This is a genomic window from Rhodohalobacter mucosus (assembly GCF_003150675.1).
Lineage (GTDB): Bacteria > Bacteroidota > Rhodothermia > Balneolales > Balneolaceae > Rhodohalobacter > Rhodohalobacter mucosus.
This window is the reverse complement of sequence record NZ_QGGB01000002.1, coordinates 433,024-459,308: the sequence shown is the minus strand read 5'-3', so window position 1 is coordinate 459,308 and position 26,285 is coordinate 433,024. Positions and strand designations below refer to the sequence as shown.

The 26,285-nt window shown below is 47.5% G+C and carries 18 protein-coding genes; 11 read left to right on the top strand and 7 right to left on the bottom strand.

Features of this window, described 5'->3' with window-relative positions:
• Positions 1-193 precede the first annotated feature (193 nt).
• Positions 194-580 carry a TraR/DksA family transcriptional regulator gene (locus DDZ15_RS02880; protein ID WP_109644641.1) on the top strand — a complete coding sequence of 129 codons (387 nt, stop codon included), beginning with the start codon at positions 194-196 and terminating at the stop codon, positions 578-580.
• 28 nt (positions 581-608) lie between these two features.
• Here DDZ15_RS02880 and DDZ15_RS02875 read toward each other — a convergent pair whose 3' ends face one another.
• Positions 609-1,379, bottom strand: coding sequence for a formylglycine-generating enzyme family protein (locus DDZ15_RS02875; protein WP_109644639.1), 771 nt, complete (start codon positions 1,377-1,379; stop codon positions 609-611).
• 132 nt (positions 1,380-1,511) lie between these two features.
• On the opposite strand from DDZ15_RS02875, the gene DDZ15_RS02870 reads away from it, so the two are divergent.
• Together DDZ15_RS02870 and DDZ15_RS02865 are read left to right on the top strand one after the other, a co-directional pair.
• Positions 1,512-2,717: a 3-phosphoglycerate dehydrogenase family protein gene (locus DDZ15_RS02870; protein WP_109644637.1), complete on the top strand. Its 1,206-nt coding sequence runs from the start codon at positions 1,512-1,514 to the stop codon at positions 2,715-2,717.
• Between the two features lie 78 nt (positions 2,718-2,795).
• Complete coding sequence (locus DDZ15_RS02865; RefSeq protein ID WP_109644635.1) at positions 2,796-4,919, top strand: M28 family peptidase; 2,124 nt, start codon at positions 2,796-2,798, stop codon at positions 4,917-4,919.
• Positions 4,920-4,930: 11 nt separating this feature from the next.
• Here DDZ15_RS02865 and DDZ15_RS02860 read toward each other — a convergent pair whose 3' ends face one another.
• Together DDZ15_RS02860 and DDZ15_RS02855 are read right to left on the bottom strand one after the other, a co-directional pair.
• On the bottom strand, positions 4,931-6,154 hold the full coding sequence (locus tag DDZ15_RS02860; protein WP_109644633.1) for an acetate/propionate family kinase: 1,224 nt from the start codon (positions 6,152-6,154) through the stop codon (positions 4,931-4,933).
• Positions 6,155-6,246: 92 nt separating this feature from the next.
• Positions 6,247-6,480, bottom strand: a complete 234-nt coding sequence (locus DDZ15_RS02855) for a DUF3820 family protein (RefSeq protein WP_109644631.1) — start codon at positions 6,478-6,480, stop codon at positions 6,247-6,249.
• A gap of 256 nt (positions 6,481-6,736) precedes the next feature.
• Here DDZ15_RS02855 and DDZ15_RS02850 point away from each other — a divergent pair, with 256 nt between their 5' ends.
• Entirely contained in the window at positions 6,737-9,178 is a 2,442-nt protein-coding gene (locus DDZ15_RS02850; RefSeq protein ID WP_109644629.1) for an ABC transporter permease, read from the top strand.
• Positions 9,179-9,259: 81 nt separating this feature from the next.
• Here the strand turns inward: DDZ15_RS02850 and DDZ15_RS02845 are convergent, their stop codons facing one another.
• Positions 9,260-9,880, bottom strand: coding sequence for a hypothetical protein (locus DDZ15_RS02845; RefSeq protein ID WP_146198496.1), 621 nt, complete (start codon positions 9,878-9,880; stop codon positions 9,260-9,262).
• 323 nt (positions 9,881-10,203) lie between these two features.
• Between DDZ15_RS02845 and DDZ15_RS02840 the strand changes: the two genes are divergently transcribed.
• The 3 genes from DDZ15_RS02840 to DDZ15_RS02825 all read left to right on the top strand — a co-directional run bounded on the left by DDZ15_RS02840 (position 10,204) and on the right by DDZ15_RS02825 (position 14,061).
• On the top strand, positions 10,204-12,105 hold the full coding sequence (locus DDZ15_RS02840) for an ABC-F family ATP-binding cassette domain-containing protein (RefSeq protein WP_109644626.1): 1,902 nt from the start codon (positions 10,204-10,206) through the stop codon (positions 12,103-12,105).
• 622 nt (positions 12,106-12,727) lie between these two features.
• Positions 12,728-13,204, top strand: coding sequence for a nuclear transport factor 2 family protein (locus tag DDZ15_RS02830; protein WP_109644623.1), 477 nt, complete (start codon positions 12,728-12,730; stop codon positions 13,202-13,204).
• Positions 13,205-13,239: 35 nt separating this feature from the next.
• Positions 13,240-14,061 carry a carbon-nitrogen hydrolase family protein gene (locus tag DDZ15_RS02825; protein ID WP_109644622.1) on the top strand — a complete coding sequence of 274 codons (822 nt, stop codon included), beginning with the start codon at positions 13,240-13,242 and terminating at the stop codon, positions 14,059-14,061.
• A 252-nt stretch (positions 14,062-14,313) separates the two neighbouring features.
• Here the strand turns inward: DDZ15_RS02825 and DDZ15_RS02820 are convergent, their stop codons facing one another.
• Entirely contained in the window at positions 14,314-15,684 is a 1,371-nt protein-coding gene (locus DDZ15_RS02820) for a sensor histidine kinase (RefSeq protein WP_158278607.1), read from the bottom strand.
• Positions 15,674-17,050, bottom strand: coding sequence for a sigma-54-dependent transcriptional regulator (locus DDZ15_RS02815; protein WP_109644620.1), 1,377 nt, complete (start codon positions 17,048-17,050; stop codon positions 15,674-15,676). Before DDZ15_RS02815 ends, DDZ15_RS02820 begins: the two co-directional genes overlap by 11 nt.
• A 295-nt stretch (positions 17,051-17,345) precedes the next feature.
• Between DDZ15_RS02815 and DDZ15_RS02810 the strand changes: the two genes are divergently transcribed.
• Entirely contained in the window at positions 17,346-18,596 is a 1,251-nt protein-coding gene (locus DDZ15_RS02810) for an efflux RND transporter periplasmic adaptor subunit (RefSeq protein WP_158278606.1), read from the top strand.
• An 80-nt stretch (positions 18,597-18,676) separates the two neighbouring features.
• On the opposite strand, the gene DDZ15_RS02805 is transcribed toward DDZ15_RS02810, so the two are convergent.
• Positions 18,677-19,051, bottom strand: a complete 375-nt coding sequence (locus DDZ15_RS02805; RefSeq protein WP_109644617.1) for a four helix bundle protein — start codon at positions 19,049-19,051, stop codon at positions 18,677-18,679.
• A 139-nt stretch (positions 19,052-19,190) separates the two neighbouring features.
• Between DDZ15_RS02805 and DDZ15_RS02800 the strand changes: the two genes are divergently transcribed.
• From DDZ15_RS02800 to DDZ15_RS02790, 3 genes are all read left to right on the top strand, one after another.
• On the top strand, positions 19,191-19,880 hold the full coding sequence (locus DDZ15_RS02800) for an ABC transporter ATP-binding protein (protein ID WP_109644615.1): 690 nt from the start codon (positions 19,191-19,193) through the stop codon (positions 19,878-19,880).
• A 556-nt stretch (positions 19,881-20,436) separates the two neighbouring features.
• Complete coding sequence (locus DDZ15_RS02795) at positions 20,437-22,845, top strand: ABC transporter permease (protein ID WP_109644611.1); 2,409 nt, start codon at positions 20,437-20,439, stop codon at positions 22,843-22,845.
• Between the two features lie 451 nt (positions 22,846-23,296).
• Positions 23,297-26,281 carry a SusC/RagA family TonB-linked outer membrane protein gene (locus DDZ15_RS02790; RefSeq protein ID WP_109644609.1) on the top strand — a complete coding sequence of 995 codons (2,985 nt, stop codon included), beginning with the start codon at positions 23,297-23,299 and terminating at the stop codon, positions 26,279-26,281.
• Positions 26,282-26,285: the final 4 nt, after the last annotated feature.

Sequence of the window (26,285 nt, the reverse complement as noted above, 5' to 3'; positions counted from 1 at the left end):
GAGAAATCTTCGGTGCTTTTTTTATGAATGGATAAATAAGCCCCGCCGGGCTTTTCTTTATGTGGATTTGGTCTGTGAGGAGCGCATACTGTAATAGGTAGAAGCAAAAAGGACAATGGCTTGATGAAACGATATCTATCTGAGGTTCATTGATTTAATAGGGGCATATAACTTAGAACACAATATTTTTGATATGAATCAATCAGTAGCCGATAATTCACCACTTACCGAAAAAGAACTTGCTCATTTTGAACAGCGACTGTTGAAAATGAAAGAGGAAACCGAAAAAGAGATTCAAACCCTGGAAGAACGATATGAGGATTACAGCGGAGATGCGGATGATCTGCAGTCTTCTCAGGACCACCATCAGGGGGATCTGGCGACGCGAGAAGTGAATAAGGAGCAGGTGATGCTGTCTATCGAAAGGAACAGAGAGAAACTTGATCAGATCATTGTAGCACTCGACCGTATCGGCAGCGGTAACTACGGTATTTGCGTGGAAACAGGCCAGCCGATTCAGAAAGAGCGGCTGGAAGCAATGCCGTATGCAATCAGGGCTGTGGGTGTAAAAGAAAATTAGATAATTTGCACAATCCGTCTCACGCTATTCAGCGCTCATCGGCTGAGACGGCACATCGGAACCCAAGCGTGTGATCTCCCAGTTCCGCCAGCACCCCGACTCTCCAGTAGGTTCTGAGAACATTTTCGGGTGAGCTGTTAAAGCTTCCTCCGCGTATTACCCTCATGCCCCTTTCGTCCAGCGGATAGTACTCAATGGAATCGGGATCGGTTTTGAAGAATGGATAATAATCGCCTACAAATTCCGATACATTTCCGCTCATATCGTAAAGCCCCAGATCGTTGGGCCTCTTGGTCCCCACATCAAATGTGTAGGCTCCGCTGTTGTCGGAGTAGCGTGCATAATGCGTGAGGCTGTCGGGATTGCTCGTGCCTGAATAGAGATGATTCAGACCACCGGACCTCGCCGCGTATTCCCACTCCTGCTCGGTCGGCAGACGGTATCCGTAGGTTTTGCAAAAGTCAACTGCATCGTACCAGTCAACATAAACGACAGCACGGCTCCCTCTTCCCCGACCGTCATCGCGCGGCCGGGACCGGTTGGTGACATCCGCAAAAGTATCGAATTGCTGATAGGTTACCTCAAAAGTACCGATATAGAAATCGTTTAAGATCACTTCATGAAGCGGCAGTGAGTCATCATTGCCCTCCTCGAAAACATCTCCCATAGTAAAGGTGCCTCCCTGAATACGAGTCATTTCCATGGGGGTCAGTTGAGATTGGATGGATGGCCTGAAGAGCGTGCATCCGCTCATAAAAATGAGCAGCAGGGGTATTGAAAGCAGCGATTTAATACTCATACTAAATTTTTAGTATCAAAATAAGCCTGCCCCGGGACCCATGCAAGAGTTAACATAAGTTTCTTTCAGGAAACGTCGGTGTTTCACTACATTACTCCAAAACCATAACATGTACCATAACAGGAGACTCAGATGAATGTATTCGTAGCAGATAAACTTCCCGGGGAAGCGGTTGATGAGCTTAAAAATCTGGGCCTGGGGGTCACCGATGAGCCCGGGGCAACTGCGGAACAGCTTGATAAGGGCTTAAAAGATATTCAGGTGTTGATTGTAAGATCAACTGTGGTCAGTAAGAAATGCATTGACAACAGTCCGGAATTGAGCCTGATCGTAAGGGCCGGCGCCGGCGTAAACAATATTGACATGTCTGCCGCCAGCGACAAGGGTATTTATGTGGCAAATTGCCCGGGTAAAAATGCCATTGCTGTGGCGGAGCTCACTTTGGGGCTGATCCTCTCACTGGACCGATCCATACCGGATAATGTATCGGATTTCAGAAAGGGTCAATGGAACAAAGCGTCGTACAGCAAGGCCGACGGGCTGTTTGGAAAAACTCTGGGCATTGTGGGAACCGGCCGGATAGGTCGTGAAGTAATTAAACGGGCCAAATCATTTGGAATGCCCGTTGTGGCCTGGTCCAGATCCCTTACGCCGGATGAGGCGGAACAGATGGACATCATGTATGCAGACAGCATCTCCACCGTTGCGGACACTTGTGACATTCTGAGCGTTCACCTGGCCCTCAATAAGGATACGCGGGGAGCTGTTTCAAAAGAGGTGCTTGAAAATTTGAAAGACGGCGGTATGCTGATCAACACCTCAAGGGCTGAGGTGGTGGATGAAGAGGCGCTCTTTGACGAGTTAAAGAACGGAAGGCTGCGGGCCGGACTGGACGTTTTCGAGGATGAACCGGAGTTCAAGGAAGGGGAATTCAGCAGCCGTTTTCAGTCACTTGATAACGTATATATCACCCACCACATCGGAGCCAGCACAACACAAGCCCAGCTGGCGGTTGCGAATGATGCCGTTGATATTGTCAGGGGCTATATGAAAGAAGGCAAAGTGAGAAACTGGCTGAACCGCTGCGAGCATACGGAAGCACCCTGGCAGCTGGTGGTCCGCCACTTCGACAAGCCGGGCGTAATCGCTAATGTAATGAGCGAACTGAAGCTGGCCGATATCAATGCCCAGGAACTTGAGAATGTGATTTTTGATGGGAAAAAAACCGCATGCTGTACCATTCAGCTTGCTTCTGAACCCTCAGAAGAGATCCTGCAAAACATCCGAACCCGGCAGGATGAGGTTATCAGCGCCACACTCATACCCAGAAACAGATAATTAATTATTTTTTTGCAGATTCTGTAGTACTCTTAGCGCACCCTACAATTTTAAATTATCTGTCATCAGTCAGTACTTATGATAAATTACATCCTCACTTTACTTACATCCTCACTTATCCTGACTCTTCTCCCGGCAGCATTGCAGGCTCAGGCTCAAAACGGCAGCCTGGAAGGATTCCGAACAGACCGTGCCGAATGGCAGCTGGAGGCAGAGCAGATGCTAATCAGAAAGAATACCCCTGAGAAGTACAGGGAACATCTGTACCGGCTAACGCAAAGGCCTCACATTGCAGGCACGGCAGGAAGCCGTGATGTAATTGAATATATGAGCCGCGTAATGGAAGAAGCCGGCCTGAAAGTTGATCACTATGATTATGATGCATGGATGCCCAAACCCGGAAATGTCAGTGTTTCCATTGTGCGCCCCATACGAATGCCGCTGAACAACCAGGAGTATATCCTGGACGAGGATCCCTACACCGATCACCCGGAGCTGGTGCACGGATGGAACGCCTACAGCGGCTCGGGTGAAGCATCCGGTGAGATTGTGTATGCAAATTTCGGAACAAGGGAAGATTTTATGCGCCTGAAAGAGTTGGGAATTGATGTAACCGGCAAAATTGTAATTGCACGCTATGGCGGTAATTTCAGAGGATACAAGGCAAAGTTTGCGGAGGAAGCAGGTGCGGCCGGGCTGATCATTTATACCGATCCGGAAAACGGCGGTTACATGAGTGGCCTTACGTATCCCGAAGGCCGCCACAGCAGCGAAAGCACCATACAGCGGGGTTCCCTTCTAACTCTCGACTATTACGGTGATCCGCTTACTCCCTTTGAGCCTGCACTGCCCCTGGATAACGATGACACCCCTCAGCGTCTCGATTCGCAGGACGTTGCCTTTCACACCATACCGGTTGCCCCGATTGGGTATGGCGCGGCCAAAGAGATCTTTTCCCGAATGGAAGGGCCGGCGGTACCGTCGGGCTGGCAGGGAGGCCTGCCCTATACCTACCGATTGACGGGTGGACCGGAATTGACCGTAAATGTATCCGTGGATCAGCCAAAAGAGTATACGCGCATAACTAATGTAACCGGAACGGTAACGGGCAGTGAATACCCGGATCAATGGATTATTCTGGGATCTCATCACGATGCATGGGGGTTTGGTGCAACTGATCCGAACAGCGGCACCGCCATGCTGCTCACGCTTGCCGAAAGCCTGGGCGAGCTTGTCAATAACGGCTACAGGCCAAAAAGAAGCATTATGATCGCCCACTGGGATGCCGAAGAGTTTATGCTGATCGGTTCATCGGAATGGGTGGAAGAGCTGAAACAGGAGCTTCATGAAAATGCCATTCTCTATCTGAATGCAGACATGTCGGTAACGGGACCCAATTTCAGGGCGTCATCGTCTCCATCACTCAAAAAAGCCATCATGGAGGCATCCAAAGCGGTACCGCATCCCGATACGGACTCTACGGTTTATGAATCGTGGATCAGACCGCAACAGGATGAACCGGGCATTGGAAACCTGGGCGGCGGTTCCGACCATGTTGGCCTGTATATGCACGCCGGAGTGCCATCAGCAGGATTGTCTATTTCAGGCAATGTGCCCATCTACCACTCCAATTACGATTCGTTTCATTTCTATGAATCGTTTATTGACAGCACGTTTCAGTATGGTCCAACCCTTGCAGGAGTCTATGGCGTTACGGCCCTTCGATTTGCCAATGCCGGTATACTTCCATACGACCTGAATCGCTATGCATCGGATATGTCGGGCCATGTGGAGTCGATTCTGAATAGAGCGGAAGAGCTCGATCGAGCCGTGGAAACGGCGGAGTTAAGAGATGAATTAAGCAGGGTGGAGGCAGCGGCCAGAGAGATAGAGAATGGAATGAAGGTCTTTTTGGATTCCGGGCCGGGTAAGGAGCTTCTCGAACAAATCAACCGGGAGATGATCAGCCTGGAGCGTTCTTTTCTGGAAGAAGAGGGCCTGCCGTTCAGCCGCTGGCAGCAGTCACTTTACTCATCCACCGATCCGTGGAGCGGATATGCTTCATGGATGCTGCCCGGAATCCGTTACACACTTGAGGACAGCCGCAGCGACGAAGAGCTTAACCGGGAAGTGGATCGGTTCCGGAATGCGGTGAGCCGACTGGCTGAAAAACTGGAGACCATTGCCGACATGATGAACTGACCGGTCAGGAGTTAGAGCCAGGGAGACTGATTGGTAGCCTGCGCAATTTTTGCGGTGTCGATGGCTATTACAAGTTCTTCGTTGGTGGGAACAACATAAACTTCAGTTTTTGAATCGGAAGCGCTGATTCGCTGAACCGCACCCGACTTTGCATTCTGATTCAGGCTGTCATCAATTTTGATTCCCAGGTACTCCATATCCTGAAGCGACTGTTTCCGGATCAGCGGTGAGTTCTCGCCAATTCCGGCAGTAAAAATTATGGCATCGCATCCGTTCAGGGATGCGATATAGGAGCCTATATACTGTTTAATCCGGTAACAAAACACATCAATTGCCTGCTGACATCTGCGGTCTCCGTTATTCGCTTCCGATATCAGATCGCGCATGTCGCTGGCATATCCGCTGAGTCCAAGAAGGCCACTGTGTCGATTCAGAAGTGCATGCAGGCTGTTCAAGGGCAGCTCCTCTTTCTCAACAATGTAGAAAAGAATGGAAGGGTCGATATCACCGCTTCGCGTGCCCATCACCAGTCCTGACAGCGGCGTAAAACCCATAGAGGTGTCAATCGAATTACCGCCGTCTATGGCGGCAACGGATGCGCCATTGCCCAGGTGACAGGTGATAACCTTCGTATCGGCTACGGGCTTGTCCGTTACCTTGTAGTATTGGCGGCTTACGTAGTAGTGGGAGGTTCCGTGAAACCCGTAACGCCTTATTTTATAGCGGCGGTAGAGGCGGTTCGGAATACCGTACAGGTACGCGTGCGGCGGCAGCGAGTGATGAAAAGCCGTATCAAAAACGGCAACGTGCGGAACATCGGGCAGATGCTGTTTTGCTGCTTCGATTCCCTTCAGGTTCGGTGGATTGTGAAGCGGCGCCAGGTCGAAAGCGTGCTCGATCGCTTCGGTTACATCATCGTCAATCAGCACCGAGTCCTTGAACATTTCGCCTCCGTGCACCACGCGATGCCCCACTGCCTTGATATCGGCCGGAGAAGAGATGATTTCATTATCCGGATTCAGCAGATAACTCATAATCTCCTGCAGCGCTTCACCGTGGTTGGATATGACGCGCGTATGCTTGGTGTGTTTTTTGTCAGTCGGCTCATGTTTTACGATAGACGTAACGGCACCAATTCGTTCAATCAGTCCCTTGCAAATATCTGTTTCGTCTGATGTTTCAATGAGATTGTACTTAACAGAAGAACTGCCGCAGTTGATAACAAGAACTAGCATGGTGTCTTAATTTGTGCATTTGGAAAAATGGAATAGCGCGAATAGTAAGGAAATAATACTAAGGGACTGTGAAAACCAAACAGGGATTGAAGTCATTCGGTATTTTTTCTCCCGGAACGGATAATGGGGGTGAGAATGGATTCGAGCCCGTTAATCTTTATCTCGTACATGGTTGAGAGATACTGCCCAAGGTCTCCTTTTGGAAATCCCTTTCTTGCAAACCACTCCAGGTAACTTACCGGAAGTTCGGTAATATAACGATTCTTGAACCTTCCGAAGGGCATTCTGGCTTGCACAAGCTTCAGCATAAAAGTCGGGTCGTACATGGTTTGAAAGGTAAGAATCGAATGGATCTTTTCCCGTCCGCGATCAGCCGGGTATTCCGGCCGGATATCTGATCACAGTGAAATAGGTTTTATCCGGAGTAGCTATACCCCTACGCACCATCAGGATAAGAGCTCTGATCAATGCCGGTTCATTAGAAATTTCTTATTAATGAATCTGGGCCGGCAAACTTGTAACACTTTGAATGAAATTTTCTCTTGTCAAGATAAAGGTGTTATGAAGGGATAATCCGATTGCATGTTAAAAAACTATCTAAAGATTGCACTCCGAAACAGCAGGAAGAATCCTGTCTATACCCTGATCAATGTGGTAGGTCTTGGAGTTGGGATAGCCTGTTGCGTTCTGATCGCACTTTATGTAGTCGATGAACGATCCTTCGATCGTGAATATACTCATGCAGACAGGCTGTACAGGGTGAGCCAATCGATTGTATTTGAAGGTGAAGCCGGCGAGGCGGCTACCACGCCGTTTCCTCTGAAAGATGCGCTTATCAATGATTTCCCGGCAATGGTAGAGGATGGGGTACGGTTTTATAACCTGCGACAGGATAGAATCTCCATTTCGAATCCCAAAAACCGACAAATTGTACGGCAGGACCGGTTCTATTTTACAGATGCATCCGTTATGAAACTGTTTGACGTTAATATTCTGTCCGGTGATCCCGAGGGAGGGCTGGATGCGCCCAACACGGTAATCATAACCGAAGAAATTGCGAGCCTCTATTTCGGGGATGATAACCCGGTGGGAGAGACGCTGGCACTGGAAGGCCGGATTGCTCTTACCGTGACCGCTGTGATGGACGAATGGCCCGTTAACAGCCATTTTCGTCCGGAGATGCTGGCTTCGTTCGAAAGCTTACGGGGAATGTGGCGGAATTACGATGAGCTCACATCGAGATGGAGATCCAACCCGGTATGGACATATATTCTTCTAACCGAAGGTTCGCAACCTGATGGTCTATTGCAGCGTTTTGGTGAATTTACAGATCAGTACTACGCGGAATTTTTCACGGAAACGGAAACCGTTGAACTCAATCTTCAGGCACTGACGGATATCTGGCTTCACTCGGACCTTGAGGCTGAAATTGCTCCCAACAGCAGCTATGCGAATGTATGGCTGTTCTCAGGTATCGCGCTTCTTATTCTGGTAATCGCATGCATTAATTTCATCAACTTATCCACAGCCGGGGCCATGTATCGCTCGAGGGAAGTGGGTATGAGAAAAGTATTGGGGGCCGAAAGGAGAGCCCTGATCTTTCAGTTCATTCTGGAATCGATGATCTACATCCTGTTTGCCGTAATCCTGGCAGCTGTACTGCTTGCAGCTGCTCAACCGCTATTTTCGGTATTTACGGGACGTGAAATTACGCTTTCGGGGGTTGGTGCTTTTCAATGGATTGGCATATTTCTGATTTTCATTCTGATTGTATCGGCCTTATCAGGTTTCTATCCGTCAACGGTTCTTTCTTCGCTGCGCCCCATTGAAAGCCTCAGGGGCAAGCTTGCAGCCGGTAAGAATGGTGAAAGGGTCCGGAAGTTTCTCGTGGTATTTCAATTTTCGATAACCGCGTTTCTATTGGTTGCCACTTCCATGTCGTGGTTTCAATACAATTATCTTCAGCAGAAAGACATGGGATTTGACAAGGAGCAGGTGCTTGTGGTGCCGATGGCCATGACCAGTGCGGTGTGGTCCTATGATGCCTTCAAGGAGCGTGCACTGGCGCATTCAGGCGTTGTTAGTGTAACCGGTTCAAAAATGGTAATGGGCGATGAAGACTTTCTGACCTACAACATCACGCCTGAAGGGTTCTCTGCGGATGACACACCCTCATTTGCAAAGATTTTTGTGCTGCACGACTTTCTGGAAACGCTGAATATTCCGCTGCTGGCGGGCAGAACATTTTCCCGTGAATTTCAGACCGATGAATCTCAGGCGGTGCTGATAAACCGCGAGATGGTTGATTATCTGAACTGGGGTGAACCCGCTGATGCCATCGGCAAAAGTTTTCGCTTTGAGGAGCAGGTGATGTCCGTGATCGGTGTAACTGAAAACTTTCACCACACCCAGCTTCGACGCGAACTGGAACCGCTCATTATGGAGCTGCCTGCAAATCTGAGCCAGTTTGTTTCGAATATTGAATACATGAAAATCAGGCTGGCACCCGGCGATCCCTCTGATGCCATCGCCGAACTTCAGGAGATCTGGGGAAGTGTGGATCGTACACATTCGTTTGACTACTTCTTTTTGGACGATCGGCTGAACCAGATCTACAGCAGTGAGGAGAAACTGGCCGGAGTTCTGGGCACCTTCTCGGCACTCGCCATATTGGTCGGATGCCTGGGACTTTTGGGGCTGATTTCCTACTCAGTGAACCGGCGCAAAAAAGAGATCGCAATTAGAAAAACGCTGGGCCTCTCGGCACCCGGCGTTTTCATGCTGCTGTCGAAAGACTACCTGAAACTGGTTGTGGCCGGGCACCTGGTTGCGCTGCCGCTGGTGTGGATCGGTATCAGCAGATGGCTTGACTTGTTTCCCTATCAGATCAGTATCGCCCGCTATTTGATTCTCACGTTTATAGCAAGCCTGATAGTAACCATGGCGATCAGCCTCCTTACCATCAGTTCACAATCGGTCAAAGCCGCCCTGCTCAATCCCACAGACAGCTTGCGCGGGGAGTAAGTAACCCCAACCTGTCAGCACCCACCGGATCTGACAGCGTTGGGCACCGTTAGGGCTTGAAATGTAGCTCTGGTAATATTTCTAATCGATATCCATATCTAGCTTATATTCCTGATGTGCTGATAAAAAGCCATGTATCCCTCCAAAAAGATCATGAATCTTATCTCTTTCCATAAAAGTTGGATGGGTGCCAATTATGTCTTTGTAAGATGAGTGTAGGTAGCTGCTATAATTATCCACAATGCCATGATGAATGGGATTTTTATGTATATAGCAGATTAAGTTTAAAAAATAAGCCTCATTTGCTATATGTTTCCTTTTAATCGGTCCCTGGATCAGTGTTCCGGATCGCTGTCTCTTTTTATTGATGAATCTTGTGTAACGATTCATGAGGTGGCTCAACTGCCTTGATACATTGTAAGGACTGGTTGCAGGATTTAATTTTCCATGAAAGAATCCGGCCTTAAAAAGTTCGCGGTCACGTTTAAAAAGCTCTGTTTGATCTTCTTTCGTTCTTACCCTGACCAGGAAATGGAAATGATTTCTCAACAAACACCAGGAGTAAGTCTCAACAGCAGGGTATAAATAAAAGCGATAAAGCTCGATAAACTTTCTAAAATCCGAATCAGACCAAAATATTTTTGATCTATTTGCTCCCCGGTTATACAGATGGTAGAAGTTCCCCTCTTCGATTGGTACCATATTATTTTGGTATAGTTTTCTCTCAATTTTTATTTCTATAAATCTAATCGAGTGTACTGTGATTTTCAACAAGGAACTTCCCCCCGGACTGTCAGCACCCACCGGTTCTGACAGTGTCGGGTACCGTTTGGACTTGGAATGCAGTTTTCGGCAAAATCGAGAATCGAGACCGTCCCGACGCTGACAGAATTCCGGAAAAGCACAGGAAATGCTGTCAGGTCGGTTTTAACCCTCGTGACAGATCGCATAAAGAGTTGACAAAAATATCCTATTTTTAAAACCGTTTACTGATCATCAAACATTTTTTGCCCCCATATAGCTGAATGACATATCTCACTGTTGAAAACCTGTCCAAGAATTTTGGAACGAAGGTTTTGTTTGAACATATCACATTTGGAATCTCAAGAGGAGATAAAACCGCCCTAATAGCACCAAACGGCACAGGTAAATCGACGCTCTTGAAGATTATCGCCGGCGGGGAGGTTCAGGATTCGGGCAAGGTGATGCTTCAAAATAATATCCGGTTGGGCTACCTGGAACAGGAACCTGAACTGGAGCCCGGCATGTCTATCAGGCAGTATATCACTCAGGGTGATTCGGATATTGCTCAGACTGTGCGGCGCTATGAGGAAGCTGTGGAGGCACAGGCAGCCGACTTTAACGAAAAAACTCAGAAGGCCTACATGAATGCTGTGGCAGAAATGGACAGCGTCGGCGGATGGGATTATGAACAGCGGATGGAACAGATCCTAAGCAAGCTGGATATTCACGATCTTAAACGCACTATAAGTACGCTTTCGGGTGGTGAAAGAAAACGCGTAGCCCTTGCATTTACACTGATCGGCAACCCGGATCTTCTGATCTTTGATGAACCCACCAACCATCTTGATATCGATATGATCGAGTGGCTGGAAGAATATCTTTCAGCGTCAAACATTACTTTCTTGATGGTGACGCATGATCGCTACTTTCTCGACAGGGTTTGCAATCATATAATTGAGATGGATGCAGGCAACCTCTACCATCACAAGGGTAACTATGCATACTACCTCAGGAAAAAAGCAGAACGCGAGGAGGTTGAACAGGCGGGAATCAGAAAAGCCGGCCAGCTCTATAAGAAGGAGCTTGAGTGGATGCGGCGACAGCCTAAAGCGCGAACAGGCAAGTCAAAATCAAGGATCGACGCATTTTACGAAACCAAAGAGAAAGCAGGCCGATCAAAAGACACGACGGAGCTGGAGCTTGATGTGTCGATGCAGCGCATAGGCGGCCAGGTACTGGAGCTGGAACATATCAGTAAGGCCTATGGTGATACAGTTCTGCTGAGTGATTTCAGCTACTCATTCAACAAAGGGGAGCGGATAGGAATAATCGGGAGTAACGGCGTTGGAAAAAGCACTTTTCTGAAGATCATAACCGGAGAGGCGGAGCCCGATGCAGGAACAGTAAAAACAGGTGCAACCATACAGTTCGGGCACTACCGGCAGCAGGAAACTTCGTTTGAGGAGGGCAGACGTGCAATTGATATCATTAAGGATGTAGCATCCGTGATTATGATGGCCGACGGCACTCAGCTCTCAGCCACACAATTTCTGGAGCACTTTATGTTTCCCGGTTCGCTGCAATACACCCCGGTTGAGAAGCTGAGTGGGGGTGAGCGCAGAAGGCTTGCTTTGATGATGGTGCTTATTCAAAATCCCAATTTTCTCATTTTGGATGAGCCTACCAATGATCTGGATCTGTACACCCTCCAGAAACTGGAGGAATTTTTGCTCGGATTTGGGGGCTGCCTGATTCTGGTGTCACACGATCGTTTTTTTATGGATAAACTTTCTGATCACTACTTTGTCTTCGAAGGTAACGGAGTGATTCGCGACCACCACGGGACCTACCTTGAATACCGCCAGATGAAAGAGGATGAAGAAGCAGCTAAAAAGCGTGAAAAACGTGAGTCAGAGTCGGTGAAGGTTCCGAATAAAAAACAGCCGGAAGAAAAAAACAGCAACCCATCAAAGCTGTCATATAGTGAGCAGAAAGAGTTCAAAAAACTTGAAAAGCAGATCGAAGAGCTCGAGGCAGAAAAATCGGATATAGAAAAAAATCTGGGCAGCGGGAGCCTGAATCCGGATGAGATTCGTGAAAGCTCTGAACGCTATGCTTCCCTTGCGGAAGAGATTGATGAGAAAACGATGATTTGGATGGAAATGGCGGAACGGGCTGGCTGATTTTCCTCACCTCAAGCGCCGGGGCTAAAGCGCCGGCTTGGGTGTGTCGTCCTTTTGCCAAAGGACTTGGATGTTGGGCCGGCAACCCGGATCGCCGCCCTGAACTCAGTCCAGTGGATGATGGGATTTATCCCTTGAACCTGATCGCCGGAGCTGAAGCACCGACTTGTGTATGTCGTCCTTTGTCGAAGGACTTGGATGTTGGGAGGGCAAACCGGATCGCCAGCTTGAACTCAGTCCAGCGGATGATGGGGTTCATCTCTCGAACCTGATCGCCGGAGCTAAAACACCGGCTTGGGTGTGTCGTCCTTTTGTCAAAGGACTTGGATGTTGGGCGGGCACTCAGGATCACCACCCTGAACTCAGTCCAGCGGATGTTGGGGTTCATCTCTCGAACCTGATCGCCGGAGCTTAAGCACCGGCTTGGGTGTGTCGTCCTTTTGTCAAAGGAATTGGGTCTTGGGCGGGCAACCCGGATCGCCACTCTGAACTCAGTCCAGCGGACGCTGGGCTTCATACACGATCGGGGGATTCACCCCTCCTGCCCCGAAATTTGTTTAATGGCCCCGTTTTCATATCATAATGATTCCAATCAACCTGACTCCAAATCGCCAGACCTCTGATGAAAAGATTGACACCTGTTCTGTTGCTCCTGCTTTGTGCATGTATCAGTGTACCCGCTTTGGTCATCGCACAATCGAATGATAATGAGGATGAAAAAGAGCTTCTTTCAACGCTGCTTTATGATTTTCTGGAGGGCGCATCCTATGATGATCCTGCAACCCACAACCGCTTTTGGGCCGAAGACCTTATCTATACCGGTTCAAACGGTACCCGAAACGGAAAGGCAGTTATTATGAACGGACTGAGCGGCACGCCCGACAGGTCGGTGGAGCCTGAAACGGAATATGATGCCGATCAGGTGCAGATAAATGTATATGATGATATGGCCGTTGTGGCATTCCGACTGATTGCGCGGTTCAATACTCCGGGAGAGGAAGGAACCCGGTATTACTATAATACTGGAACCTTTCAGAAACGGAATGGTGAGTGGAAAGCCGTTGCATGGCAGGCCACGGTAATACCGCAGGTAAATTAAACCGCATATCTTCTGATAACGGAACAGAACAGACCATGGATAAAGTCAAAATAGCGGCGGTACAGCTTAATAGTCAGCCCGACACCGATCAAAGTCTGGAACAAGCATACGGGTGGGTTAAGCAGGCCGCCGATTCCGGGGCCGTCTTTATCTCTCTGCCGGAGAACTTTGCGTTTCTGGGAGACGAAAAACAGAAGCTGGAGCAGGCAGCCGAGATCTCAGGCAAAGTGGAAAAAGCACTGCCTGACTGGTCAAGGGAATTTGGTGCGACAATCCTTGGCGGCGGCTATCCGGTGCCTGCCGGAAAAGGGAAGGTATTCAACCGTGCGGTTGTTGTAGATCCAAATGGCGACTTTGTCGCCTCATATGATAAAATTCACCTGTTCGATGTGGATCTTTCGGATGAGGAGACCTGGCGGGAGTCTGAAACCGTGGAAGCCGGCAAGGCTGAAGCGGTGGTATATAAGCCTGATAACGAACAAATGCCTGCAACAGGTCTCACAATCTGCTATGACATTCGGTTTCCGGAGCTTTACAGACGTCTGGTTATTCAGGGTGCAGACCTGATAGCCGTTCCCTCCGCATTCACCCGGCCAACCGGTGAAGCACATTGGGAAGTGTTGCTTCGGGCAAGAGCCATTGAAAACAGCTGCTATGTGATGGCTCCCGCCCAGTGCGGACTGCACGGAACCCATCGAAAAACGTGGGGTCATTCTATGATCATTGATCCCTGGGGCGAGGTGCTCGCCGTATTGGATAGCAATGATAAACCCGGTTTTGTAACCGCAGAATTCGACCGTGGGGCTCTGGATGAGGTTCGAAAACGGCTTCCGTCACTCAGGCACAGGGTGCTTTGAAGCAGACCGGGTTCGATGTGAAGTAGTGGTTTACAAAGGATAGTCAAGCAGTTGGCAGTTTTCAATTGGCAACTCTTACCATTTCACTCAGGAATAGAATCGGGAAGTATCAAATACGTAGTTTAAATCATGTTCGCTTCATTCACTCTTGTCAAAAGTTGCGAACTGCAAAATGCCAACTGCCAATTGGATACTGAACAAGGCTTCAACAAAAAACAACTATTTGCCAGCAACTAACCACAAACTAAATCCTCAAAACCTCATCGTAAACACAGTCCCTTTACCCGGTTCACTTTCCGCATGCAGTGAGCCGCCGTGGTTTCGCATGATTTGCCTGGAAAGGCTAAGACCGATTCCGCTTCCGTGTACGGGCTGATTGCCGGACGGGGTGGTGTAAAAGGGAATAAAAATGCGGTTTAGAATTTCCTTCTCCATGCCCGGACCATTATCCTCAATACTGATTTCAACTCTTCCGGCATCGTTTATTCCGGCCCTGAACCGAACCCGGGCACCCTCACATCCTTCCAGAACCTGAAGGGCATTTTTTGTGATATTGATGATCACCTGCTCTATCAGCTGGGGGTCGGCAAACAGCTGTAGGTCCGGCGGTTCGGTTATGGTTTCGCTCTCCACCCGCCGGTTTTCAAATTCTCCTTTCATCAGCTGAATCACCCTGGCAAGCAGCCGTTCTACTTCAAACGATTCAGCATCCGGTTCCGGAATCTGGGTGAAATCCCTGTAGGAGTTTACAAAACGCATCAGACCGTGGCAGCGGTTATTGATTGTCTGGAGCGCTTCATCAATATCCTGAAGCGTTTCCCTGTCAATGGACGACCGGTCTCCGTCATGAACGGCCTCAGACTGAATCAGGGAGTGCACCGTTGAAGAGAGGGATGCAATAGGAGTTATGGAGTTCATAATTTCATGTGCGAGAACTTTTGTGATGTTCTGCCATGATTCAAGCTCTTTCTCCTCCAATTCCGATTGAATATTCTGAAAAGAGATCAGCTTGTAAACTCCTCCGCGAATCCGGAATTCAGCGGAGTGCAGCGCCAGCTCAAGTACCTCTGCTCCGGTTTCAACTCGCTGCAGCGTTCTGCCGTCATCACCCATTGCTGCGAGTGATCCTGCAAACGATTCAGAAACGTTAACAAAGGATTGAATGCTGCGTATTTGAATGTTGGGGAAAAGCTTTTTGGCAGAACGGTTCATGAGCACTACCTCCCCATCCGAATTAAAACAGATAAGACCGGTTCCGATATGCTGAACAACCATTTCCAGGTATCGTAAAGTCTCTTCCTTTTCACTTCGCTCTTCCCTGAACTTTTCAAGTACATCAGAAAACGCCCTGTTAAGTTCACCAAAATTGCTTTCAAGTCCGCTGTCAGAAAAGTTTCCCGTAAAATCGGAATACCGTATAGCATCCAGAAACCGGGTCAGCAGCCTGTTTGTTTTTTCAATAAACCCGATGAGGGATACAATCTGAATCAAAACAACCACCGCCAGAAGCGTCATGCTGACATAGAATTCCGTTTCCAGCCAAAGGTAGATAAGAACAGCCAGCGTCAGTGCAAGCAAACATACCCGAAGTATGAGTTTTAACCTGAATGTTTTAAAGATCATATTTATCCATACGTCGATAGAGAGATGTCCGGGTAAGCCCCAGTTCTTCGGCCGCCCTTGAAATATTGCCTTCATGCTTTTCCAGCGCTCTGCGAACGGCTGTCTTTTCCAGATCATCAAGATTAAGATCCTGCATGGAAGCGGATTCGTGGCCGGGGTTTTTCAGCATAAAATCACTGCCGGTAATCTGTTTGCTGTCGCTGAGAATTACGGCTCGTTCAATGCTGTGTTCCAGTTCACGGATATTTCCCGGCCAATCGTAGCTTTTCAGTGCTGAAAGCGCGTCTTCTGTCAGACTCATATCCTCTTTCTTGTACTTTTTGGAGTAGCGATCCAGAAAATGTTCTGCAAGCAGATCAATATCCTCCAATCGATTCCGAAGCGGTGGAATGTTGATTTCAATGGTGTTGATACGATATAGCAGATCCTGCCGGAACCTTTGCTCATCCACAAGGGCATGAAGAGACTCATTGGTAGCACATATCAGCCGAATGTCAATCTTCACAGGCTTATTGGAGCCGATCCTGTAAATAGTGTGGGTTTGCAGTGCGGAGAGCAGTTTGGGCTGAAGGTGAAGCGGCAGGTTGCCGATCTCATCCAGAAAAAGGGTTCCGTCCGATGCCACTTCAAACCGGCCTGCACGGGCCTCTTTGGCGTCGGTAAAGGCTCCTTTTTCATGACCAAAGAGCTCGCTTTCAAATAAATTCTCCGTCAGCGCACCCATGTCGATCGTTACAAATGTCTGTTCACTGCGTTCCGATCGCCGGTGGAGCGCGCGGGCCACAAGCTCCTTGCCGGTTCCGTTTTCGCCGGTAATCAGCACGTTGGCATCAGTTTTGGCTACTTTTTCGATAGTTTCAAATACCTTTTGCATGGGTGCGCTGCTGCCGATGATATCCTGATAGGGTTGTTCCAGATCTCTTTGGAGAGTATTGAACCTGGAACGCAGCTCAATTACTTCCTTTCTGGATGAGCTCAGATTTCCGGCGGCAAAAACCGTGGCAAGAAGCTTTTCATTCTGCCAGGGCTTCAGCACAAAATCGGTTGCACCCAGCTTGATGGCCTTCACGGCTTTGTCAACATCACCATAGGCAGTGATCAGAACGACGGCGGTGGATGGACTCATTTTCTGTATCTTTTCCAGCCAGTAATATCCTTTCTCGCCGCTGCTTACATTGTTGTTAAAATTCATATCCAGCAGCACCACGTCATATTGGGTTTTTTCAAAATATTGTGGTATTTGATTGGGGTCGCTTAACGTGTCAACCTGTTGCGAATACTGTTTTAAGAGTAACTTTGCAGCTTGCAGAACATCCTTGTCATCGTCGGCGATAAGAATTTGCAGCTTATGTTCCGGTTGGCCCATGGCTTGAATTTTTTATGAAAATGGAAATGAATTTGATTTTGAAGAGGAACAGTGAATAACCGTATAAGTGAAAGACTCCGGGCAGACCTCTTGCCGGCTTATTGCACGGAATCAATGTACGAAATCGAACACATTCTGTTACATTTCGGACATTTTATGATATCATATACTCCCTGCAGGCATTTTTAGGTAGGTTAAGACTTTGGCACGCTTGTTGTCAGTATACCCGATAGAATATGCAGGCTGCAGTGCAGTATCCGAATTTTTTTCAGTATCAGTATTACGAATTATGGGAATGGATCGAAAAATTGAAAAGAAAACATGGACTCCAAAACGGCTGCTCATACTGGCTGCGATTCTGGTGTTTGCCGGATTCAGCATCTATGCTATCTGGTTTATGGATGTGAGATCCACACTGAATGTAGACCGCGAAAGGATCACGGTTGCGACCGTTTCGGAGGAGTCTTTTCAGGAGTATATACAGGTAACCGGCACGGTTCAGCCCATACAGACTATTTATCTGGACGCTATTGAGGGCGGAGTGGTTCAGAATGTTTTCAGGGAATCGGGCAGTACCGTTCAGGAGGGCGATACCATACTGACGCTGGCCAATTCAGGCCTTCAGCTTCAGGTAATGCAGCAAACCTCGGGCTTGTACGACCAGATTAACAACGTGCGGAATTCGCGTCTGAACCTGGAGCAGAATACCCTCAGGCTGCAGGAACAGCTCGCCAATGCAAAATCACAGATGGAAATACTGAAGCAGCGCTTTGAACGGCAGCAAACGCTGATGAAAGACAGCCTCATCTCGGAGGAGGAGTTTGAGACGACCCGTGAAAATTACGAATACCAGAAAAGGCGCTACGATCTGACCAGCGAGTCGTTTCAAAAAGACTCCGTGCAGGCCATTACGCAGGAGCGGCAGCTTAATGAGTCGGAGGAGCGGATGTACCAGAATTTGAATGCCGTACAGCAGATTCTGGAAAACCTGGTAGTTACCGCTCCGATTGGCGGACAGCTGAGCACGGTGGAATTAAATCAGGGGCAGTCGATTAATCGCGGAGAACGGATCGGGCAGGTCGATATCCTGGATGATTACAAGGTTCGGGTTTCGATCGATGAATTTCATTTGTCGCGCATCATCCCCGGCCTGGAAGGCACATTTACGTTCGATGGTGAAACCCACGAACTTGTAATCACCAAAATATATCCTGTGATTTTGAACGGACAATTTGAAGTGGATATGGAATTTGTAAATGAGTCGCCCGGCAACCTGCGACGCGGACAGACGCTGCGGATACGCCTGGAGCTGGGAGAGTCGGCAACAGCGGTACAGATACCCCGGGGAGGCTTTTACCAGACCACAGGCGGCAACTGGATCTTTGTGCTGGATGAAGCGGAAGGCCGCGCTTACCGCCGTGAAATACGCCTGGGCCGCCAGAATCCCGACTATTTTGAAGTACAGTCCGGCCTCGAACCCGGAGAACAGGTCATCACCTCAAGCTATAGTACGTTTGGGGAGAATGAGGTTCTTGTTCTGGAGTAGCGCGTTGCTGAGGGCTAGAAGCTGTCAGTTGTCAGCTGATAATGTCAGTCGTCAGTAGTTAGTTGTGTGTTGTAATGAACTTAATTTTTGGATTGTTTTTTGCCGATGGAATTGAGATAGGCGTTTAATCTTGGGCTAAGTTCTTTAATGATTGGATCTAATTCACCGATATGATTAGTTGCAATAAGATTTCTTTTATAGGCTCTTTTAATCCAGTATTTGGTTTCATAAAGGGATCCGCGTGCTATTTTAACAAAGCGTTTATTGTCTTTGAATGTACCGCGTCCGGATCCTTCGGCGATATTGGCTCCTATACTGTCGGTTGCATTAACCAACTGTTTGCCTATGGTTTCTTTTTCAAAGTAATTCCACCTGACAATTATTGACCATATTAAATCCGATAATTTTTCCGACAACTGATACACTTCCAGTTTTTCAAAATTTGATTTACTCATATAAGTTAATTTTGAGTTTCGTTATGAAGAACAATGAACAACTGACCACTAACAACCGACACAAACTCGTATTATTAAGAACCCATAAGGTCGATTTCCTTACAATACTTTTTTAAAAGATAAATCCAACCCCACCACTATGATCCAAACAAAAAATCTTAAAAAGATATACACCACCGAAGAGGTGGAGACGACTGCGCTGAGTAATGTGAACCTTGAAATTAAGGAAGGGGAGTTTTGTGCTATCATGGGTCCATCCGGGTGCGGGAAGTCAACGCTCCTGAATATTATGGGTCTGTTGGATAATCCAAGTTCCGGTGAGTATCACTTCCTTGGCCACGAAATCTCTAATCATAGTGAAAGGGAACGGGCACAGCTGCGTAAAGGGAATATCGGCTTTATCTTTCAGAGCTTTAATCTGATTGACGAACTTACCGTATTTGAAAATGTGGAGCTGCCGCTGCTTTATCTGGGCGAGGATACCAAAACCAGAAAAGAGAAGGTGGAGGCCGCTCTCGACCGAATGGGTATGATGCACCGGCGCAACCACTTTCCCCAGCAGTTATCCGGCGGACAGCAGCAGCGCGTTGCTATAGCCCGTGCCACCGTTGCCGACGCCAAACTGATTCTCGCCGATGAGCCGACCGGAAACCTCGACTCCGACCACGGTGATGAGGTGATGAAGCTGCTGGCCGAACTTAACGACAAGGGAACCACCATCGTGATGGTAACCCACTCACCCCACGACGCCGATTATGCACGGCGCGTCATCCATCTGTTCGATGGACAGGTTGTCACGGAGAACATGCAGGAAGGGTTTCATGTATAGGCTTTAGGCCGGATCGTGGATAGTGGTTTGTTTTCAGTTGTAAATTTAATAAATGGGAGTTTTAGAGCTGAAGATTAATTAGAGAAGAGCTTTCAGCAATCAGCAATCAGCTTTCAGTTTCAATGGGATAAAAGTTCGGGTTGAATGACTGTAATCCTTTAAGGATTCAATTTTAAATCTGCTTGATAGTGTTGTTTACTATTAAACACTTTTATTTTCTGCTTTACTACATTTTTGAGCCTTCATGCAGGTTCAAACACTGATATTCAGAATCTTCTTGCTCAATACATTCAAGAGCTATAGTTGGGCAGCTGAATATAAAATGTGTCCGCTATCGAACATGGGATGTATCATACCGCACATCTGTTAGGAAATAAAACATTGATTAAATGAAGTTTAACATACATCCCGACTTTGGCATGCTTATTGACCTTATAGAATCAAAGTGTTAACTGTTTAATGCTTAAGGGTTCATTGTTAAGGAACTGAAACAGTCAACATGTAAATCATCATAGAATGATGCTCAATAAGGGCCATTTATACGAAGATCAAAGTTATGCTGAAAAACCATCTCAAACTTGCATTCAGAAATCTGTTAAGGAATCGTGCTTATTCGGTTATAAATATCCTTGGACTCTCTGTTGGGATAGCGAGCTGTATACTGATTCTACTGTATGTGCAGGATGAGCTGAGCTACGATCGATACCATGATCATTCAGATCGAATATTTAGGGTTTACAGAGAGTTTCAATCAGAGGATCGCAGCATGCAAACGCTTGCTACATCCAATCTTCTCGGACCCACCATGGTTCAGGAACTTCCCGAGGTGGAAGCAAGCGTCAGGCTGAGTAAACGGTTTCCGGAGGTTATGGTCGCCAAGGGAAACGCAAAATTTTATGAGCAAAAGTTTTTCTTTTCAGATCCCACCATATTTGAAGTTTTCAGTTTCAATTTTCTAAATGGGAATAAGGAAACTGCATTAAACAGGCCGTTTACGGTTGTCATTACAGAAGAGATGGCTAAAAAATACTTTGGTGAGGAGGATCCGATGGGTGAAAATCTGGTTATTCGCGGATCCTGGGGTGCTGATGATTATGAAGTAACGGGTGTAATGGAAAATACTCCTCACAATTCTCATCTATCCGTAAACTTTCTTACATCATTCGAAACATTAAGGGCGAAAACTCCAGATTCGGATACAAATTTTGAAAGCTGGCGACACGTTGGAAGCTATACCTATGTTTTGCTTCAGCAGGGTGTGAATCCGGAGGAACTAAGCGATAAAATGAACGCCTTTGTTGTACGGCATCAGGGTGAAAGAGCCGGACCCATACTTAGCTACAATTTTCAACCGGCTACTGACATTCATCTTTATTCCGACTTTGAACGTGAAATAGAACCCAACAGCGACGTCAGATACTTGTACATATTCGGGAGTATTGCATTCATCATCCTGCTGGTGGCAAGTATCAATTATATAAATCTTGCTACAGCTAAAAGCTTTGATAGAGCTAAGGAGGTAGGGGTTAGAAAAACATTGGGTGCAGACAAGTTCGTCCTGATAAAGCAATTTTTGAGCGAATCGGCGGTCTATATACTCCTGGCGATTATCCTTTCTTTCCTGTGGATTGAAACTTTGCTTCCATTGTTTAACAGTTTGATCAACAAACCACTCACATTTGATCCGTTCAGCATTCAATTCACAGGTATGGTGGTTTTGATTGTTTTACTTGTCGGGATACTTGCAGGATTTTATCCGGCATTGGTTTCTTCAAGGTTAAAGCCCGAACAGATTTTTAAGGAGGCAGACTCCGGAAAAAGCAAATCCATGCTGAGAAATACGCTGATTGTATTTCAGTTCTCGGTATCAATCATTCTGCTTGCAAGTACATTCACCGTGATGAGTCAAATGGATTACTTAAGGGACAAAAGACTTGGTATCAGTGATGATGTTTTAGTATCCATATCAACGGGTCCGGGTGTCGAATTCAGGCAGAATTATTCCGCTTTTAAAGATGCATTGCTGAATAAAGCCGGTATAGAATCGGCTACATATCTGAATCCATCATTACCGGCAACCTCCGAACACGACCTTTCACTGAAACCGGAAGGCTTTGAAGAGTCAATAAATGTAAATGTTATTTCAGTGGGAGAAGACTTTCTGAATACACTTGAAGTACCTGTGGTCAGCGGGTTTGATTTGTTTGATTCTGGAGCGGGTATGGCAGAGGACTCCATTTCGGAGGGCTATATACCAGTATTGGTGAACGAAGCGGCCGTAAAGGAGTGGGGTTGGGATGAACCGTTAGGTAAAACATTTGAAGGCTTCAGTCCCGAATTTCGGGTTGCCGGCGTAGTGCAGGACTTTCATTACGGTTCATTAAAGGAACGTCTTGCCCCGCTGTTAATATATCCGGGTAACTATTCGGTAAATTATGTGCTGGTAAGGTTGAATACTGAGAATCTAAGAGAAAACATGTCATTTATAGAGGAAGTATGGTCCATTATGGGTCCCGGCACACCATTTACATATACATTTGTAGATGATCAATTTGACACACTATATAGAGCTGAAGACAGGTTGGCGGGTATATTCAAAATATTTACTTCACTCGCGATCATCATTGCTTGTCTGGGATTATTTGGACTGGCAGCTTTTTCAGCTGAACGCCGATCAAAAGAAATTGGCATACGGAAAATACTGGGGGCATCAGTGGCAAATATTGTGAAGCTTCTTACAGCAGATTTTCTCAAACCGGTCATTTTCGGATTAATACTTGCCATACCAATAACATTATACGTTATGAATATCTGGTTGACTGATTTTGCATACAGAATTGAAATTGGTCCGGGTATTTTTCTGGTGGCGGGTTCATTAGCAATTATGCTTTCACTGCTAACCGTAGGCTGGCAAGCCGTAAAATCGGCACTTATGAACCCCGCGAACACATTACGAAATGAATGATCAGATTGTAAAAATGGAGATTTTTGTCTCTATTTTATCAGATTATGCACCTAAAGTTCTAAAACACAGTTCTATCCTGTTGTTTGGGTGTGAATAATTTTGTTAGTTAATAGGCATAACTTAATATGTCCTATTTGATTGATATTGAAGATCCGGTTCACGCAGCCGGGTTTTCAAAGCTCGCTACCCGGGATAGGTGCTTTGATGCACCCTCCTGTATTGAATGTAAATCCGGTACTCTGAGGAGATTTTAATATCGCCGGTATATTGTATTCCCGATCAATCCTATCCGGGAACAGTAACATGCAAAACGTCTCCGTATATGATCCGCTTATCAGAACACATGATAGCACGCTTTCACAGGATCATTTATGAAAAGAGTCTCAATGCCTGCATGGCATATTGAGATAACCTTCAGTTCACACCTAATCACAATCCTAACTACTACGCTATGAAAAAACGCTATTATTTAAAATTACTGTCTGCCTTTGCGGTGCTGATATTCAGCGCTCAGATTGCTGCAGCACAGTTTACCGTATCCGGTACGGTAACAGACGCCGCGACCGGAGAGTCCCTTGTTGGGGTATCGATATTTGATCCGGCAACCAACGCAGGAACAACTACCAATGTTGACGGAGAATACTCCGTGGAACTTCCGGCAGGTACTGCTACACTCCGTTTCTCCTTTGTAGGCTACGTAACCCGAAACCTTGACGTGTCCGGTTCCGACGGAGAGACTGTAACGCTGGATGTGGAGATGAGTCAGGATGTTGCCAACCTGGAGGAGCTCGTGGTAACTGGACTTGCAAGTACGGTAAAGCGATCGAACCTGGCCAATTCCGTCTCCTCCATAACGGCTGAGCAGATTGCACAAAACAACGACCCGCAAACGATTGATAATGCACTTCGGGGTAAGATTCCCGGCGTGGAGATCAACTCATACAGCGGGGCACCGGGCGGCGGTTTTAATGTTCAGCTGAGGGGTGTGGCCACCCTGGGTGCCGGAGGATCACAGCCGCTGTACATTATCGACGGTGTGTATGTAAACAACGAATTCCTTACAACGGGCCGGTCGAGTGTAAGCGGTGCGGGCGGGAATACACAGGATGATACCGCCAACCGCCTTGCAGACATCAATCCGGATGATATTGAAAGTATTGAAGTGCTGAAGGGGCCATCAGCAGCGGCTATTTATGGTCAGCGCGCCAATGCGGGTGTAGTGATTATCCGCACCAAACAGGGCCGTGCCGGACGCACCAGCGTCAGCTTTCAGCAGGATGTGGGTTTCAACTCTGCATTAAATCTGCTGGGCCGCACTGAATGGACGGATGAGCGCATCGACATCTACTATGCAGCCAATCCAACCCGTGCAGCTCTTGAAAAACAGCGTCTCAGTGACGCACAGGCGGCCGGGAATGTGGTTGATCTTGAAGATTACATATATGGCAACAACGGACTGATCAACAATACTCAGATTGATGTTTCGGGTGGTAATGAAAAAACCCGGTTCTTTGTATCAGGTGCTTTCAATGTCGAAGATGGAATTATTGAGAACACCGGTTTTGACAGAAACTCCATCCGTGCCAATATTGATCATAATATTACTGAAAGTATACGGGTCAGCAGCACGTCCAATTTTATTCGAACCGACAGTGAGCGCGGCTTTACCGGTAATCAGAATAATACCGGCGGTTCGATCGGATATTCACTGGCGTTTCATCCCAATTATGCTTTCGATATAATCAGGCAAAATGAAGACGGCAGCTATAATGACTCTCCTTACTTCGGAGAAAATCCATTGCGGTTGATTGAAGTCGCTACCAATGATCAGAAGGTGAACCGCTATTTGCAGTCGGTGAATCTTACTGCCGATCTGTATCAGCAGGGTTCCACGCTGGTCAGCTTCACGGCCAACGGCGGTTTTGATTATACCAATGCGAACTCCATCATTTACTTTCCGGAATTTATGCAGTTTCAGCGAACGGCTGCCAACTTCCCCGGTGATGTAATTCATACCACGCAGGAAGTACTCAATACAAACCTTCAGGCTGTACTTCTGGTCAATACCGGTCTCGAAACGGATTTCGGGCGGTTCGACTTTTCAACTCAGGTCGGTGCCACCCGGTTCGATCAATCCATCAACCTGGACAGGATCCGCGGACAGGGCCTGCTGCCGGGACAGACCAATGTGGGTAACGCGGCGCAGGTATCTGCCAGCCAGAACTTTACGGAGATTACGGATTTCGGACTGTTTGCACAGGAAGAGATCAACTTCTCCGACAAGCTGATTGCCACATTTGGCGGGCGATGGGACAAATCGACACTCAACCTGAACGAAAGCGAGTACTATTTTTATCCCAAGGCATCGCTTGCGGCTAACCTGACCAACTTCGATTTCTGGACCGCGGAAGCGTTTAACCAGTTCAAGCTGAGAGTTGCCTATGGCGAGACCGGCGGGCTGCCCAATTTCGGCGCCATCTTTTCAAGCCTGAACGGTACCAATATCGGCGATACGGGCGGTGCGGTGGCACCGGGCACGGACGTGGACCCCGATCTGAAACCTGAACGGGCAAAAGAGATCGAGTATGGGTTTGACCTGGCTCTGTTTGATGGCCGCATTGGGTTTGAATTCACCCGTTACAATAAGGCTATTGAAGACCTGATTCTGCCTCTCGTACCATCTCCGGCTACCGGCGTGAATCAGATTACCACCAATGCAGCTGAAATGGAAAATATCGGAATGGAGATCGGCCTGTCGGCCATACCGTTCCGAAGCAACACCTTTACATGGAATACATCCGTGCTTTGGTGGACTAATGAAACCGAGATAACTGACCTGATTATTCCGGCTCAAACCAATACGTTTTATGCGTCACCCGCATTTGGCGCGACTCGCCTTGAAGAGGGCGTTTCACCGACCGGCATTTACGGATTTGTACCGGGTCAGGCAGAACGTGAAATCATCGGTGACCTTCAGCCCGATTTCCAGATGTCATTTTCCAATGACTTCAACTTTCTGGGCAATTTCACCGCAGGCTTTTTGGTTCATTGGGCAGAAGGGTCAGAGGGTATCAATCTGTCTCAGCTGCTCACCGATATCGGAGGCAACTCGCCCGACTTTTTTGATGAAAACAACAATGTTGTGGAAAGGGAAGGGGGTACGCTATCGTATCTCGAGGATTCGTCTTACATCAAGCTTCGCGAGGCTTCTCTCTTTTACAATGTGCCCACGCCGACCCTCCAGAGGATTGCCGGTAATACACTCAGGGGAGTACGCCTGGGCGTAACGGGAACCAACCTGCTGATGATCACCGACTATACGGGTTATGATCCTGAAGTGAATGCAACTGGGAGGGACCCGCTCAACCAACGCGTGGATATCACCCCGTATCCCACGTCGCGAAAAATTCTGTTTAGCATTAAAGTTGACCTTTAATCCC